Annotated in this window: 14 protein-coding genes; 13 read left to right on the forward strand and 1 reads right to left on the reverse strand. The window is 52.8% G+C overall.

All coding sequences use genetic code 11. The features are described from left to right. Positions 1 to 11 precede the first annotated feature (11 nt). The 6 genes from ACW17M_RS03095 to orn all read left to right on the forward strand — a co-directional run bounded on the left by ACW17M_RS03095 (position 12) and on the right by orn (position 5,792). Positions 12 to 1,211, forward strand: a complete 1,200-nt coding sequence (locus tag ACW17M_RS03095) for a mandelate racemase/muconate lactonizing enzyme family protein (protein ID WP_022523977.1) — start codon at positions 12 to 14, stop codon at positions 1,209 to 1,211. An 11-nt stretch (positions 1,212 to 1,222) separates the two neighbouring features. Further along, complete coding sequence (locus ACW17M_RS03100) at positions 1,223 to 1,990, forward strand: SDR family oxidoreductase (RefSeq protein WP_027959058.1); 768 nt, start codon at positions 1,223 to 1,225, stop codon at positions 1,988 to 1,990. A 9-nt stretch (positions 1,991 to 1,999) separates the two neighbouring features. Further along, positions 2,000 to 3,043, forward strand: a complete 1,044-nt coding sequence (locus ACW17M_RS03105) for an L-idonate 5-dehydrogenase (protein WP_009287755.1) — start codon at positions 2,000 to 2,002, stop codon at positions 3,041 to 3,043. Positions 3,044 to 3,223: 180 nt separating this feature from the next. Continuing rightward, positions 3,224 to 3,934 carry a GntR family transcriptional regulator gene (locus ACW17M_RS03110; RefSeq protein ID WP_051052087.1) on the forward strand — a complete coding sequence of 237 codons (711 nt, stop codon included), beginning with the start codon at positions 3,224 to 3,226 and terminating at the stop codon, positions 3,932 to 3,934. Between the two features lie 24 nt (positions 3,935 to 3,958). Next, positions 3,959 to 4,933: a 2-hydroxyacid dehydrogenase gene (locus ACW17M_RS03115; protein ID WP_457546906.1), complete on the forward strand. Its 975-nt coding sequence runs from the start codon at positions 3,959 to 3,961 to the stop codon at positions 4,931 to 4,933. 253 nt (positions 4,934 to 5,186) lie between these two features. Next, positions 5,187 to 5,792, forward strand: a complete 606-nt coding sequence (orn, locus tag ACW17M_RS03120; RefSeq protein WP_039859766.1) for an oligoribonuclease — start codon at positions 5,187 to 5,189, stop codon at positions 5,790 to 5,792. 16 nt (positions 5,793 to 5,808) lie between these two features. On the opposite strand, the gene queG is transcribed toward orn, so the two are convergent. Beyond that, a complete protein-coding gene (gene queG, locus ACW17M_RS03125) occupies positions 5,809 to 6,897 on the reverse strand; it encodes a tRNA epoxyqueuosine(34) reductase QueG (protein ID WP_342584631.1) in 1,089 nt (362 codons plus the stop codon). A gap of 136 nt (positions 6,898 to 7,033) precedes the next feature. Here queG and ACW17M_RS03130 point away from each other — a divergent pair, with 136 nt between their 5' ends. The 7 genes from ACW17M_RS03130 (at position 7,034) to hflX (ending at position 15,213) form a co-directional block, all read left to right on the forward strand. Next, the gene (locus tag ACW17M_RS03130) at positions 7,034 to 8,506 is read left to right on the forward strand and encodes an NAD(P)H-hydrate dehydratase (protein WP_457546980.1); all 1,473 of its coding nucleotides are present in this window, start codon (positions 7,034 to 7,036) and stop codon (positions 8,504 to 8,506) included. 11 nt (positions 8,507 to 8,517) lie between these two features. Continuing rightward, positions 8,518 to 9,045 (forward strand): tRNA (adenosine(37)-N6)-threonylcarbamoyltransferase complex ATPase subunit type 1 TsaE, encoded by a 528-nt coding sequence (tsaE, locus tag ACW17M_RS03135; RefSeq protein ID WP_035539154.1) that lies wholly within the window; start codon positions 8,518 to 8,520, stop codon positions 9,043 to 9,045. After that, positions 9,036 to 10,499: an N-acetylmuramoyl-L-alanine amidase gene (locus ACW17M_RS03140; protein ID WP_159176619.1), complete on the forward strand. Its 1,464-nt coding sequence runs from the start codon at positions 9,036 to 9,038 to the stop codon at positions 10,497 to 10,499. Before tsaE ends, ACW17M_RS03140 begins: the two co-directional genes overlap by 10 nt. Before the next feature lie 18 nt (positions 10,500 to 10,517). Then, positions 10,518 to 12,425: a DNA mismatch repair endonuclease MutL gene (mutL, locus tag ACW17M_RS03145; protein WP_457546981.1), complete on the forward strand. Its 1,908-nt coding sequence runs from the start codon at positions 10,518 to 10,520 to the stop codon at positions 12,423 to 12,425. A 60-nt stretch (positions 12,426 to 12,485) separates the two neighbouring features. Beyond that, on the forward strand, positions 12,486 to 13,424 hold the full coding sequence (gene miaA / locus ACW17M_RS03150) for a tRNA (adenosine(37)-N6)-dimethylallyltransferase MiaA (RefSeq protein WP_027959066.1): 939 nt from the start codon (positions 12,486 to 12,488) through the stop codon (positions 13,422 to 13,424). A gap of 192 nt (positions 13,425 to 13,616) precedes the next feature. Next, on the forward strand, positions 13,617 to 13,865 hold the full coding sequence (hfq, locus tag ACW17M_RS03155) for an RNA chaperone Hfq (protein ID WP_007114649.1): 249 nt from the start codon (positions 13,617 to 13,619) through the stop codon (positions 13,863 to 13,865). Between the two features lie 37 nt (positions 13,866 to 13,902). After that, positions 13,903 to 15,213 (forward strand): ribosome rescue GTPase HflX, encoded by a 1,311-nt coding sequence (gene hflX / locus ACW17M_RS03160; protein WP_009287759.1) that lies wholly within the window; start codon positions 13,903 to 13,905, stop codon positions 15,211 to 15,213. The last annotated feature ends 61 nt before the right edge of the window (positions 15,214 to 15,274 follow it).

Consider the following 15,274-nt stretch of genomic DNA (forward strand, 5'->3'; position numbering starts at 1 on the left):
AAGGATTAAAAATGAAAATAACAGCGATAAAAACATATCGACTAAAAGAATTTTCCAATGTGCTTTGGGTGCACGTTGAAACGGATGCAGGTATCGTCGGTTTAGGTGAAACATTTTATGGTGCTGGGGCTGTAGAGGCCCATATACACGAAACACTTTCCGAGCGGTTGTTGGGCAAAGATCCTCTTCATATTGAGGCTTTGCACAAAGAGATGGTATCACTCCCCATGGCGCAGTCTTCAACAGGCGCTGAATACCGCGCAGCCTCTGCTATCGACATAGCTCTCTGGGATATCTTTGGTAAAGTATGTAACCAGCCAGTCCACCAAATGTTAGGGGGGCTTTGTTGGGAGAAAATTCGTATATATAACACTTGCGCAGGTTATCGTTACGTTCGAACCAACAATATCAAGCCGGTTTCAAATTGGAATATAGGTGCCTCAGAGGGGCCTTATGAGGATCTGGACGGCTTTATGAACCGCCCAGCGCAGTTAGCTGAAAATCTCCTGGAGTCGGGTATTACGGCAATGAAAATCTGGCCATTTGACCCCGCTGCTGCTGAGACGCGTGGCCAGTACATCACCTCACCGCAAATGAAAAAAGCGATAAAACCTTTCGAAGAAATACGTAAGGCTGTTGGCGATGAAATTGACATCATGGTTGAGTTTCATTCTCAGTGGAATTTACCGACCGCAAAAAATATTGCTAAGGAATTGGAGCAATTTAATCCCACTTGGTATGAAGACCCCATCCGAATGAACTCACCGCAAGCACTTGCTGAGTTTGCCGCTTCTACCTCTGTTTGGACGTGTGCCAGTGAAACGCTTGGCTCTCGTTGGCCCTATAAAGACATGCTGGATCGTGACGCAACCCATGTGGTTATGGTCGATCTCTGCTGGACAGGGGGGTTAACAGAAGGGCGCAAAATAGCCTCCCTTGCCGAAACCTGGCATCGCCCTTTTGCTCCTCATGACTGTATTGGCCCGGTCGGGTTTGTGGCCGCCATTCATATGTCGTTTAGCCAGCCAAACACGCTCATTCAGGAGAGTGTAAGAGCTTTTTATCGAGGCTGGTACACCGAGTTGGTAACGGCTGTACCCAAAATCGAGAATGGCTTTGTATACCCCATGGAAGGGCCAGGGCTTGGTGTTGAGCTTCTGCCCACTTTCTTTAAACGCTCCGATTTGAGCGTGAGAAAAACGTCACTTTAAAGGAGATACCCATGGCAACGAATCTTTTTGATTTAACAGGTAAAACCGCTCTCATTACCGGCTCTTCACGGGGCTTGGGTCGCGCTTTTGCCGAGGGGCTTGCCAGTGCTGGAGCTTCGATCATCCTTAACGGAATGAACCGAGAGCGACTAGAAGCTGCTGAAAGAGAGATGACTCAGAGTGGCTATCATGTCGAAATCGCTGCTTTTGATGTCACCGATGAAAGCGAGGTTAAATCAGCCTTCGCTAAATTCGATAAAGCTGGTATCAATATTGACATTTTGATTAATAATGCCGGAGTGCAGTTTAGAAAGCCGATGGTTGAGCTTGAAACATCCGATTGGCATCGTGTAATTGATACTAATTTAACCTCAGCTTTTGTTGTCGGCAGAGAAGCGGCAAAAAGAATGATTGAGCGTGGTTACGGAAAGATAATTAATATCGGATCCTTAACCAGTGAGCTAGCCCGGGCAACGGTTGCTCCCTACACGGTAGCCAAGGGCGGCGTTAAAATGCTGACTAAAGCCATGGCTGCTGAGTGGGGAGAGTATGGAATCCAGGCCAACGCTATTGGCCCAGGTTATATGTTGACTGATATGAATGAGGCCCTAACCACTAACCCCGATTTTGATGCATGGGTAAAAAGTCGAACACCAGCCCGCCGTTGGGGGAAACCTGAGGAACTCGCAGGAACAGCCATTTACCTTAGCTCCGCTGCTTCAGGCTATGTTAATGGACAAATAATTTATGCTGATGGCGGCATGATATCAGTGCTATAGGGGGCCTTTATGCAAACAATAGTCATACACTCCCCCGGTGACTTGCGCGTCGAAGAGCATCAAGAAGCGCATCCGCCTGGTTCAGGTGAAGCAAAAATAACGATTAGTAAAGGTGGTATTTGCGGCTCTGACCTTCATTACTTCCATAACGGCGGTTTTGGTGCGGTAAGGTTGCAAGAGCCTATGGTTCTAGGACATGAAGTAGCTGGTGTTGTCGCGGAACTTGGCATAGGTGTTTCACATTTGAAAGTGGGCGATAAGGTGGCTGTGAATCCTTCTATGCCTTGTGGCAAATGCCAGTACTGTCAAAATGGCCAACGAAACCAGTGCGAAGACATGCGTTTTTTTGGAAGTGCCATGCGTTTTCCTCATCAACAGGGGTTGTTTCGCCAAAATGTCACGATTCCAGCCCAACAACTCTACCCGCTACAACCCGATACTGACCTGACATATGCTGCTTGCGCAGAGCCTTTAGCCGTTTGCCTCCATGCTGTACGCCAAGCAGGCTCTTTGGTCGGGAGTAACGTATTAGTCTCGGGATGCGGGCCGATTGGCTGCTTAACGGTACTTTCTGCTGCTCGTGCTGGGGCTCAATATATTACCGCGACAGATCTTTCTGATGCTCCTTTAGCGATTGCGGCTCAATTAGGTGCGCATCGTAGTGTTAATCTCAATAGCCAACCAGATGCGTTGACCTCCCTTGCTCACGGGAAGGGTAGCCAAGATGTTATCTTTGAATGCTCGGGTAGCCCCAAAGCACTTGCGTCGGCATTAGAGATTATTAAGCCCGGCGGTATTATTATTTTGGTCGGTTTAGGTGGTGAGATTCCATTTCCCTTAAATTTAGCGGTTGCTAAAGAGGTTAAGATGATGGGGAGCTTCCGCTTTGACGAGGAATTTTCCCAGGCAGCTGATCTTATTGATAGAAAGGTGGTTGATTTAAAACCTTTCGTATCTTCAGTTATACCTTTTGGAGAGGCAAAGTCTGCTTTCGATCTAGCTTCTCTGCGTGAAAAATCCATGAAAGTTCAGCTTGATTTTGACGGAAAATGAGTTTTTTACATGGTAATTTTTTGTGCTTTTTTGATAGAGGTTGATTGAATGTTAAATTTATGTTTGCTATGAAAGGTGCGATGAGTATTTTTATTTATTTACCAAGCATAATATTTTATTTGGCGAGCTTATGCATGGAAAAATAGGTAAGTTTTGTCCGATAACAATGGCTGAATAGATATGAGCAATAAAACTAGTAATGCGGGTCAGAACCTGCTTGATCTCGCCTATGATAAGCTTGAAGAACTCATTGTCACCTGCGAGCTAAAGCCAGGCAGCCATCTTAGGATTCAAGACTTACAAACGATGACAGGCTTTAATCGAATGCCGGTGTATCAGGCGACAACTCGTTTGGCTGCTGATACGTTAATGATTATTCATCCGCGACAAGGTGTCCAGATTTCACCAATAGACTTGTCTCGTGCTTCATTACTGCTTGACTTACGTCGAGACCTTGAAAGGTTTGTTATATCGCTGGCTAGCCAAAGGGCAAGCGACGCGCAAAGAAGTCAGTTTCGCCACATAGCTAACTTGTTAAAAACAAGTGAGTCTTTAACTATCTCTGAATTCAATGCTTATGATAGCAAAATAGACCAAATGGTGCTTTCCGCGTGCGGTGAGCCTTTTCTACAGTATACGCTTAGACCTCTGCATACTATTTTTCGAAGAATTGGCTGGGTTTATCATTCCTATACTGCCGGTGGGGAAAGTCTTGATAGTACCGTGGAAGGTCATATCGCTGTCCTGGATGCCATACTTTCCGGTAAGCCAGAACAAGCCGCACTGGCATCTGATAAGCTTATTGACTTTGTGAAAGATATGTTGCCGGTTTTAAGCGATGAATTACCTCCTAGTGTCTTTGATGTAAGAATGGAATTTAAACAACCTTAATTTAATAACAATACTGGAGCTTCCATGGACATAGTCTTTCATGGCAAAAATGCACAAACATTTTTTAGCAATTTTGAATCCCTTCTTGAGGACGATCACACCATAAAACTGTTGCCAGATACGCTCGAATCCGAAGAAGATATTGCTTGCTATGCCGGTGCCGATGTCATTGTTGGTGTCAAACATGATTCATCGCTACCTACTTTAACAAAAACAAAGTTGTTTCATGTCCCAGGCGCTGGTTATGACGGTTTAGACCTCTCTCTGCTTCCAAGCACAACAACGGTCTGTAATTGTTTTGGCCATGAGCAAGCCATCGTTGAGTATATTATATCAGCTCTGCTGCTGAGACATGTTCCTCTAGCGGATGCTGATAAAAAATTAAGACATGGTGACTGGGAGTATTGGGCTGGTGGTGCATCAGGCCTACGCACTGAGCTATCTTCTGAATCCATAGGTATCATCGGTTTTGGACATATTGGGAAAGAATTGGCAAGTCGAGCTCATGCTTTTGGAATGGATGTTTCAATAGCAAATAGGAGCATAGTTGAAGCGTCTAGCCAAATAAAAAAATATTATGCTTTTGATGATCTATCTTCTATGTTGAAAGATGTCGATATTGTCGTTAATACGCTTCCGCTGTCTAAAGATACTGAAGGTTTTATTGGTCAAAAAGAGTTTAAAGATATGAAAAGGAGCGCTGTTTTTGTCAATGTTGGTCGTGGCCGCGTGGTTGATGAGAAAGCGTTATTTGATGCCCTAAATGAGTCGAGAATTGCTAGCGCGGTCATAGATACTTGGTATGTCTATCCAGCAGGCTCAGAGTCTAACCCTTTACCCGCTTCTCTTCCTTTCCATGAATTAGACAACGTGATTATGACCCCGCACATGTCAGGATGGACACACGGTACGGTAAAGCGCCGCCAGTTAACGATGGCACGCAATATTAATAAACTTTCCAAGGGTGACGGCGATCTTGTGAACATTGTTTCTACTTAAATGCCAATTAAATCAGAGATCTGCTTGTGAATCTTTACCCATAATTAAAACGGCATAGTTTGCTGATGATATAGCTTCAGCGGCAGATGCGGAACTGTTTCCTCTCGTGTTAAAGTGCGAGAATTTATAGGGCCTGTGGACGTTTCGTCGTGATTCACGCTGAAACGTCCACAGGCCCTTGTTTAACTGTAAGCGTAAATTTAAGGCACAATGGCATGATTTGAATAGCCATTTAGGCAAAAGGATAATGGTAATGAGCAACGATACGACGGGTGCAACAGAAGGAAAAACAGCGCCGCGGAATGATCTGCTGGTGTGGATTGATCTAGAGATGACCGGTCTCGATCCTAATAAAGAGCGCATCATTGAAGTAGCCACGCTCATTACAGATGCGGATTTGAATGTGGTCGCCGAGGGGCCGGTTATTGCGGTGAAGCAGCCCGATAGTCTGCTGGCGCAGATGGATGACTGGAACCAGAAAACCCACGGCGAATCAGGCTTAGTCGCACGCGTGAAGGCAAGCCAAGTGGAAACCGCTGAAGCTGAGCAGCAAACCCTGGCGTTTTTGCAGCAGTACGCAGTGGCAGGTTCGTCGCCCATGTGTGGCAACAGCATCCATCAGGATCGTCGTTTTCTCGAGCGTGAAATGCCTGCGTTGCTCAACTTTTTCCACTACCGCAATCTTGATGTGTCTACCATAAAAGAAGTGGCCAAACGCTGGAACCCCGGTGCGCTGGCGGGCTTTAGTAAACAGAATGTGCACTTGGCCATGGACGATATTAAAGAGTCGATTGCCGAGCTGGCCCACTACCGCAATACATTTTTACGCGTTGATCAGCGCAGCGACGAAGAAGAATAGCTAAGAAGAGTAGCGTTTAAGACGCGTCAGTGGCAATGCGCTCACTGCGTTTAAGACGCTGCTCCTCAAGCGCCCAGGCGACGTGTTCACGCACCAGCGAGCTTGGGTAGGCTCTGCGCGCCCAGAGCGCGGCTTCAACGGCCTCGCTCCAGGGCGCGTTACCCAGGCCAATGGCGATATTGCGCAGCCAGCGCTGGTAGCCAATGCGCCGAATGGGGCTGCCAGCGGTTTTATCCAGAAACTCCGCTTCGCCCCAGCCAAACAGGCTAATAAGCGATGCGCGATCCAGGTCATGGCGCGGCGCAAAGTCATCTTCCTGGGTAATATGGGTAAAACGCGTAAAAGGGCATACCAATTGGCAGTCATCGCAGCCGTAAATACGGTTGCCCATGGCGCGACGAAACTCGACTGGAATCGCCCCGTGCAACTCAATAGTGAGATACGAAATGCACTTGCGCGAGTCGACCACTTTATCGTCAACAATGGCACCGGTGGGGCAGGCCACTTTGCACGCGTTACAGCTACCGCAGTGTTCGTGCTCAAACGGTGCGTCAATGGGCAATGGAAGGTCAGTATAGAGTTCGCCAAGAAAAAACAGCGAACCCGCCTTGGGGTTGAGCAGCATGGCGTTTTTGCCAAACCAGCCGAGCCCCGCTTTTTGAGCCAGGGCGCGTTCCATCACCGGCGCTGAGTCGACAAAAGCGCGGTAACCGAAGCTGCCGACTTCCTGCTCAATTTTTTTTGCTAATAGGGCTAACCGTTTGCGGATTAGCTTGTGATAATCACGGCCAAGGGCGTAGCGCGATACATAGGCGCGGTTGGGCTGACCGAGCACCTTGGTGCTCTCCACTTCGGCGGGCAGGTAATCCATACGCACGCTGATAATGCGTTGAGTGCCGGGTTCCAGTTCCTCTGGGCGAGTGCGCTTGGTGCCATGCTTGGCCATAAAGCCCATTTCGCCGTGGTAGCCTTTTTCCAGCCACGCGTCGAGGTGGTCTTCATGAGCCGACAGTTCAGTATCGGTGATGCCCACCTGCTGAAAACCCAGCTCTCGCCCCCAGGTTTTAATCAGGTCGGCAAGGCGAGCAAGTTTCTGATCAGTCATTGCACCATCAGAACGTGCAAAGGCAGTGGAATTCGACATAGTCAATCAACAGCAAGGCATTAAGCGCGCTATGCTAACGCATTGGCAGCCATCAAAACATGTGAAAGGAGCGATCGTGACAGTCCCGAATACTTCCATGCTACGCCCCCTCTATAAAGCCGCCCAGGTTCAGGAACTCGATCGGCGCACGATCGCCGGGGGTATCGATGGCTTTGCATTGATGCAGCGCGCCGCCTCAAGCGCCTGGCACAGCTTCCGCTCCCGCTGGCCACAAGCACGTAGTATCACCGTGCTATGTGGGAGTGGCAACAACGGTGGCGATGGTCACGTGCTGGCAGCGCTAGCCATGCAGTCGGGCCTCAAAGTGCAGCGGATAACCCTTAAGCCCGTTGAAGAGCTCAGCGGCGACGCGGCCCGTGCCGCAGAATTAGCAACATCCGCGGGCGTGGGCTGCGAGGAGTGGCACGCTGGGATTGAGCTCACCGGCGAAGTGATTGTTGATGCGTTGCTGGGTACCGGGTTGACCGGTGAAGTAGAGGGGCGCTTCAAGCGTGCTATTGAAACGATCAACGCTGCAAAGCAGCCAGTCCTGGCGATTGATATTCCCTCTGGATTGGTTGCCGACACCGGTGCGGTACCGGGTATTGCTGTGAAGGCCTCCTGCACGGTGACCTTTATTGGCGATAAGGTTGGATTACATACAGGTGATGCCCCTGCCTATACTGGCGAGATCGACTTTCGACCCCTGGGTGTCAAAGCCCAGGCCTATTTCGATATTCCCCCCACGGCTTGGCGGCTGGATGATTCGCTGCTGGCAGAGGCTTTTGCACCACGCCTGCGTACCAGCCATAAAGGCGACATGGGCCATGTGCTGATCATGGGCGGCGCCCCTGGTTTCGGAGGTGCCGCGCTGCTGGCCTGTCAGGCTGCTGCCCGCTTAGGGGCGGGTAAAGTAAGCTTGGCGACTGCCCCAGAACATATTGCCGCCAGTTTGGTGCGTTGCTCGGAGGTGATGGCTCATGGCGTACGCGGTGGCGCTGAGGCCGCTGAACTGCCCAGTAACGCTGACGTTGTGGTGGTCGGGCCAGGGCTTGGCCAAGCTGCCTGGGGGCAGGCGGTGCTGCAGAGTGCGCTGCAGGCAGATAAGCCGCTGGTGGTAGATGCCGACGGGCTTAACCTCCTGGCGCGCCAGTGGCCGGAGGTTCGCCGTGATAACTGGATTTTGACTCCACACCCCGGTGAGGCCGCGCGACTATTGAACTGTTCCGTTGCCGATATCCAATCCGACCGGCCCGCTGCTGCCCAGGCACTGCAACGCGCTCGGGGTGGTGTGGTGATTTTAAAAGGCGCGGGCAGTTTAATTGCTGGGCCTAGCGGTTTGGTGGTGTGCCCTTACGGGAACCCCGGAATGGCCAGCGGCGGCATGGGCGATGTGCTCAGCGGCATGCTGGGGGCGTTGGTTGCTCAGCGGGGCGAGGTGGAGTTTAGTGCCTGGCTAGGTGCCATGGTGCATGCGTTAGCGGCCGATCGCGCGGCAGCGGAAGAAGGCGAGCGTGGCCTGCTGGCCAGCGATCTGGCATCCTATGCGCGAAAATTGATTAATCCGTGAAGGCAGCCCACATGCAGGTGCAATTAGACAACGAAGAGGCCCAGGTCGCTTTTGGCGAAACTCTCGGGCACGTATTGCAAGGACGCGGGCTCGTCTATCTAGAGGGTGAGCTAGGTGCCGGTAAAACCACGTTAACGCGTGGCATCCTGCGGGCTTACGGCCATCAAGGGGCGGTTAAAAGCCCCACTTACACCTTGGTAGAGCCTTATGAGTTGAACGATCAGCGGGTTTATCATCTGGATTTATACCGCTTAGCGGATCCAGAAGAGCTTGAGTTTATTGGTGGTCGAGACGTGCTGGCCGACGATGCAGTCACCATTATTGAGTGGCCCAGCCGCGGTGAAGGGTGGTTGCCAGCGCCTGACCTGCGCCTAACCTTGGAAGTAGTGGCGCAAGGGCGTTTAGTCTCATTAGCTGCGGGTAGTGATAACGGTCAGCGTATGCTTGAATTATTGCGAAGTAAGGTAAGTAGCAAGGTAAGTGCAGTCAGTAAAGAAGGTTCTGACCAGTTGGAGAACGGTGTGATTCAATGGAAATGAAGGGCATAGCGGCAGGTGTATATCGCTTATTAGCCGCCGGTTTTTTTGCCCTGGCGGCGGTTGATGTACAAGCGTCCAGCGTAGAGAGCATGCGGCTTTGGGCGGCGCCAGATCATGCCCGGCTGGTGTTTGATCTCTCCGCTGCGACTAATGCGAACGTATTTTCGCTGGAGAACCCGGCGCGGTTGGTGATTGATTTAGATGATACCCAAATGGATACCGACCCCAGTACGCTGCCTTTGCACGACAGTGCAATTACCTCGGTGCGTACCGGCGTGCGGGAGGGTGGGGGCCTGCGGGTAGTGCTTGAACTCAATCGAGAAATTGAGCCACGCCATTTTACCCTGACACCTAACGACCAGTACGGCCACCGACTGGTCGTTGATCTCGAATATCCTGGTGAGAGTGCCGTCGAGAATCCGATTGACCCCATTGAGGCGATGATTCGGGACCAGGAAATTCAGGCCCAGCGGGCATCTGCTCAAGGCCAGCTGTCGGACAGCGTGGCGCCGCCTAGCGAGGCAGCGCCGACAGAAGTGCAGGAAGCCAAGCCGCACCCAAGGCGCGATATTATTATTGCCGTCGACGCCGGTCATGGTGGTGAAGACCCAGGGGCGATTGGCCCTTCAGGCACACGGGAAAAGGACGTAGTGCTGGAAATTGCCCGTCGCCTAGCCGCTGAAGTGAACGGTACTGAGGGCTTTAAAGCCGTGCTGGTGCGGGATGGTGACTACTATATAGGGTTGCGTCAGCGTACCGCACTGGCACGTGAGCAGAAAGCCGACTTTTTTGTTTCGATACACGCCGATGCTTTCACCAGCCCAAGACCTCAAGGGAGCTCGGTCTATGCGCTTTCTCAGCGCGGCGCCACCTCGGAAACCGCCCAGTGGCTGGCGGATAGTGAGAACCGCTCCGACCTTATCGGCGGTGTCGATGGCAGTCTCTCCTTGCGTGATAAAGACCAGGTGCTGCGCGGCGTGTTGTTGGATTTGACCATGACTGCCACGCTGAATGACTCGCTCTCGATCGGTGGTCAGGTATTGGAGCAGTTAGGCCGCATTAACCGGCTGCATAAGTCGCGGGTCGAGCAGGCTGGGTTTATGGTACTGAAGTCTCCCGATATCCCCTCGCTGTTGATCGAGGTTGGCTTTATCTCTAACCCTGACGAAGAGCGTCGGCTACGCGACCCAGTACACCAATCAGGGCTTTCTCAGGCTATCTTCAGCGGTTTGCGCGAGCATTTCGAGCGCTTCCCACCGCCGGCCAGCCTGCTTGCCTGGCAGCGTGATAATCAGCATCGCCCTTCGGGTAACGAGTACCGTATTCAGTCGGGAGACACCCTGTCAGCGATTGCTGTGCGTCATGGCGTGCCGGTTAATCAGTTGAGGCAGGCCAATGACCTGAATGGTGACGTGATTCGTGTTGGCCAAGTGTTACAGATTCCCCGTTCATGAGGTGCCGTGTTGACTGATATGACCGCTACCGCACCGCGTATACAGGTACTCGACCCGCGGTTGGCCAACCAGATTGCCGCCGGGGAGGTGGTTGAGCGCCCCTCATCGGTCACCAAAGAGTTGATAGAGAACGCTATTGATGCTGGCAGCCAGCGTATCGAAGTAGAGATCGAGCAAGGGGGCGCGCGGCTGATCAAAGTGCGCGATGACGGGATTGGCATTGGCGAAGAGGATTTACCGCTGGCCCTGGCCCGCCATGCCACCAGTAAGATTGGCAGCCTGGAAGACTTAGAGGGCGTTAGTTCGCTAGGCTTTCGCGGTGAAGCGCTGGCATCGATTAGCTCCGTCTCGCGGCTGGAGCTGATCTCCAATGCCGAAGACGACCCCCGCCATGGCTGGCGGGTGGTTGCGGAAGGGCGGGGCATGGAAGCACGGGTGACACCTGCGCCACACCCCCGTGGTACCAGCGTTGGCGTGCGCGATCTGTTTTTTAATACCCCCGCCCGGCGCAAGTTTCTGCGTACAGAAAAGACCGAATTTGCCCATTTAGAAGAGGCATTTCGCCGTCAGGCGCTATCCCGCTACGACATCGCCTGGGTATTGCGCCATAACCAAAAAGTCATTCACCAGTTGCCCGCCGGTCACTCTGCGGCGGCCCGGGAGCGGCGTATTGCCTCGCTGTTGGGCAAGAATTTTATCGAGCATGCTCGCTATATCGAGCGCGAAGCGGGCGGTATACGGCTAAGCGGCTGGGTTGGCTTGCCCACCCACTCGCGCTCACAGGCTGACCAACAGTACTTTTTTGTCAATGGACGCGTGGTGCGTGATCGTTTGGTCGCCCACGCGGTGCGTCAGGCCTATCGTGATGTGCTGTTTAACGGCCGTCATCCGGTCTTTGTGCTCTATCTGGAGCTTGATCCAGACGTTGTGGACGTCAACGTCCACCCCACCAAGCATGAAGTGCGCTTTCGTGATGGTCGTATGGTTCACGACTTTCTCTATTCGAGCCTCCATCACTCCCTGGCGTCGGCTAAACCCGCTGAGAGTGCAGAGGAGCATGATGCCGAGGTGGCTGATACGTCAGGCGCATCGCCACAGGGCGAAGCTTCAGAAATGGGGGCTGAACAACCCCGCTGGCAGCAGCAGGGGATTGCGCTGACCCACTCGCCGGATCGCCACCCCGGTGCTGAGCGCGTGCGCCGCTTTATGCAGGGGTATCAGGCGCTACACCCCAATCACGAAGAAACGCTGTTAACGCCTCAGTCGAGCCCTCCCAGTGAGCGAGGTAGTGAGGTGCGTGAAGCGCCCCTGGCGATGCCTGATAACGACCCCACTGCGCCACCACCACTAGGGTTTGCGCTAGGGCAGTTGCACGGCATTTATATTCTGGCCCAGAACGCTGAGGGATTGGTGCTGGTGGATATGCATGCCGCCCATGAGCGAATCGTCTATGAGCGCATGAAGACACAGCTGGCCGCTGCCAAAGGGTTGGATGCGCAGCCGCTGCTAGTGCCCGTCTCCATTGCCGCTAGCCGGGCCGAAGTGGCCACGGCAGAGAGCGAGCAAGAGGCAATTGCCAAGCTGGGTATTGAGCTGGATATCGCCGGGCCAGAGACGCTGCTGGTACGTCAACTGCCGGCGTTACTTGCCCAGGCTGATCCTGAGGCGCTGGTGCGTCAGATGCTGGAAGAGCTGGCGCGCTATGGGCGAACCCATCAAGTCGAGGCTAGGGTGCATGAACTACTCTCTACTATGGCCTGTCATGGCAGCGTGCGTGCCAACCGTCGGCTTACTATCGACGAGATGAACGCGCTACTGCGCGACATGGAGAGCACCGAGCGCAGCGACCAATGTAATCACGGTCGTCCCACCTGGACGCAGATGGGGCTCAAAGCGCTTGATCGGCTCTTCTTGCGCGGCCAATAGATGCTTGAACAACAGCTGCGCGATCAGTAATCACCTTTTTCTTAGCTAACGGAACCGCGCATGGCTGATACCCGCCCCTGGGCGATTTTTTTAATGGGCCCCACGGCCGCTGGGAAAACCGATGCTGCGATGGCGCTACACGAGCGCCTGGGGCATGAGCTGATTAGCGTTGACTCGGCCATGGTATATCGCGGCATGGATATTGGCAGTGCCAAGCCCAGCGCGAGTGAGCTTGCCCGTGCGCCTCACCACTTGATCGATATTCGCGATCCAGCAGAGCCCTATTCGGCGGCCGATTTTCGTGTAGATGCGCTTTCTCTTATGCGACAAATCAGCGCGGCGGGCAAAGTCCCTCTGCTGGTCGGCGGTACTATGCTTTACTACAAGCGGCTGGTCGAAGGGGTGGCAAACTTGCCTTCTGCCGACCCGGCTATTCGCCAGCGGCTTGAAGCACAGTGGCAAAACGAAGGACTATTGTCGCTACATCAACGCCTGGCAGAGGTGGATGCGCTATCCGCCCAGCGCATTCACCCCAATGACCCGCAGCGCGTCATGCGCGCGCTGGAGGTGTACTACGCCAGTGGGCGGCCAATGAGTGAGCTGTGGGCGGAGCAACAGCCGGAAACCTTTCCCTGGCGCGTGTTGTCGATAGCTTTGGCGCCCAGTGATCGCAGCTTGCTGCATCAACGTATTGCCCAGCGTTTCGAAGTAATGTTGGGTGAGGGCTTGATAAATGAAGTCGCCGCCCTCAAAAAGCGTAATGACTTACATTTAGGCCTACCTGCGATGAAGAGTGTTGGTTATCGCCAAGTGTGGGAGTACCTGGAAGGTGAGTATGATTATGCCTCCCTCGTTGAGCGAGGCGTGATCGCAACTCGTCAGCTAGCCAAGCGACAATTAACCTGGTTAAGAAGCTGGCCAGAACTTAACTGGGTAGATTCACAGCGCTCAGATGCACTGGATCAGGTGTTGAAACTCGTGCGTGACAGCAGTGCTTAGCGTAAGATAGTTCGCTAAGCTGGTAATTTAGGTAGTGTGTTTTCGATTGGCTGGGTGTTTGAGCCTTTCGAATATCACTAGGCTCTTCGGGCATCATTCGGCCTTTCGGGCAGTAATAAAATAGTGCGGCGTAGCACCAGTAGGGCACGCCATTTGATAATTAACCCCAACGACAGTTTTAGGGAGAGCAACATGTCCAAAGGGCAGTCCCTTCAAGACCCGTACTTGAACATTCTGCGCAAGGAGCGCATTCCGGTCTCTATCTTTTTGGTCAACGGCATTAAGCTGCAGGGCCAGATCGAATCGTTTGACCAGTTTGTTATCCTGCTGCGCAATACCGTTAGTCAGATGGTTTATAAACACGCTATTTCCACGGTTGTTCCATCTCGCAACGTACGCTTGCCTGCGCAAGACCCGGCAGAGCAGGATGCGGAGATTTAACACCGCTGGAGAAGCAAGAGAGTCCACGAGGTATTGATTGTTTTTCGAACGCCCAGACGCCGGTGAAACGGCAGTTCTTGTTCACGTCGATTTTCATGATGAACAAAAACGTGAAGACCCGGGTGAGTTTTTAGAGCTCGTACGCTCTGCTGGTGCAGAGCCTGCGACTCTTCTCACTGCTAGCCGCCACCGTCCTGACTCGCGCACCTTTATTGGGTCAGGTAAGTTGGAAGAGCTGCGGGCACTGCTCGCGGCTCATGAGGCAGAGCTGGTGATCTTCAACCATAGCTTAAGTCCCTCTCAAGAGCGCAATGTAGAGCAAGAGCTCAAGTGCCGAGTGCTCGACCGTACTGGTTTGATCCTCGATATCTTTGCGCAACGGGCAAGAACCCATGAAGGTAAGCTGCAGGTAGAGCTTGCTCAGCTTGAATATATGTCGACTCGCCTCGTGCGTGGTTGGACACACCTAGAGCGGCAAAAAGGTGGGATTGGCCTGCGCGGCCCAGGCGAGACGCAGTTAGAAACTGACCGTCGTCTGTTGCGTGGTCGGATCAAATCGATTCACAAACGGCTCGATAAAGTGCGCAGCCAGCGCGACCAGAATCGCCGAGCGCGTGCGCGCGCGGAAATTCATAGCGTATCGCTGGTGGGGTACACCAACGCCGGTAAGTCAACGCTATTTAACGCCTTAACCAATTCTGAGGTGTATGCAGCCGACCAGCTGTTTGCGACACTTGACCCTACTTTGCGGCGGCTTGAGATTGAAGACGTTGGTCCGGTAGTGATGGCCGATACCGTGGGCTTTATTCGCCACTTGCCGCACAAGTTGGTTGAGGCGTTTCAAGCGACGCTCCAGGAAGCCTCTGAAGCGTCGTTGTTGGTACACGTGATCGATGCCGCAGATCCTGACCGCGAGTTAAACGTGGAGCAGGTGGAGCTAGTGCTCAAAGAGATCGGCGCCGATGATGTGCCGGTACTCAAAGTCATGAATAAAATTGATAAGCTCGATAGTGCCCCACGTATAGAGCGTGATGGGCATGGTGTGCCCGAAGTGGTTTGGCTTTCGGCCCAGCAGGGCCAGGGGCTTGAGCTGCTCCATGAGGCGCTGACCGAGCGCTTGGCAAATGATGTCATTGGCTTTTCGCTGACACTGACTCCCGAGCAGGGTAAGCTGCGGGCAGGGTTGCACGAGCTCAATGCCGTTCGCGAGGAAGCCTTTGATGAGCAGGGGCATTCAGTGCTTGATGTGCGTTTGCCGCGGCGTGACTTTAATCAGTTGATGGCCCAACTGGGCGAGCGAGCCAACACCTATTTACCTGAAGCGCTGCGTGAAACCAATGAGTGGTAAGCGACTTAATTACCCATCCTAGTACGCTGCATGTATGCAGTTTTGTATAAAAATGGTACAA

The organism is Vreelandella sp. 2A-K22 (genome assembly GCF_054065485.1).

Excerpts from the sequence above, each read along its gene's own strand:
- ACW17M_RS03115 (WP_457546906.1), top strand. The coding sequence starts at position 3,959 with ATGGACATAGTCTTTCATGGCAAAAATGCACAAACATTTTTTAGCAAT.
- tsaE (WP_035539154.1), top strand. The coding sequence starts at position 8,518 with ATGCAGGTGCAATTAGACAACGAAGAGGCCCAGGTCGCTTTTGGCGAA.
- ACW17M_RS03110 (WP_051052087.1), top strand. The coding sequence starts at position 3,224 with ATGAGCAATAAAACTAGTAATGCGGGTCAGAACCTGCTTGATCTCGCC.
- ACW17M_RS03130 (WP_457546980.1), top strand. The coding sequence starts at position 7,034 with ATGCTACGCCCCCTCTATAAAGCCGCCCAGGTTCAGGAACTCGATCGG.
- queG (WP_342584631.1), bottom strand. The coding sequence starts at position 6,897 with ATGACTGATCAGAAACTTGCTCGCCTTGCCGACCTGATTAAAACCTGG.
- mutL (WP_457546981.1), top strand. The coding sequence starts at position 10,518 with ATGACCGCTACCGCACCGCGTATACAGGTACTCGACCCGCGGTTGGCC.
- hfq (WP_007114649.1), top strand. The coding sequence starts at position 13,617 with ATGTCCAAAGGGCAGTCCCTTCAAGACCCGTACTTGAACATTCTGCGC.
- miaA (WP_027959066.1), top strand. The coding sequence starts at position 12,486 with ATGGCTGATACCCGCCCCTGGGCGATTTTTTTAATGGGCCCCACGGCC.
- ACW17M_RS03140 (WP_159176619.1), top strand. The coding sequence starts at position 9,036 with ATGGAAATGAAGGGCATAGCGGCAGGTGTATATCGCTTATTAGCCGCC.
- orn (WP_039859766.1), top strand. The coding sequence starts at position 5,187 with ATGAGCAACGATACGACGGGTGCAACAGAAGGAAAAACAGCGCCGCGG.
- ACW17M_RS03105 (WP_009287755.1), top strand. The coding sequence starts at position 2,000 with ATGCAAACAATAGTCATACACTCCCCCGGTGACTTGCGCGTCGAAGAG.
- ACW17M_RS03100 (WP_027959058.1), top strand. The coding sequence starts at position 1,223 with ATGGCAACGAATCTTTTTGATTTAACAGGTAAAACCGCTCTCATTACC.
- ACW17M_RS03095 (WP_022523977.1), top strand. The coding sequence starts at position 12 with ATGAAAATAACAGCGATAAAAACATATCGACTAAAAGAATTTTCCAAT.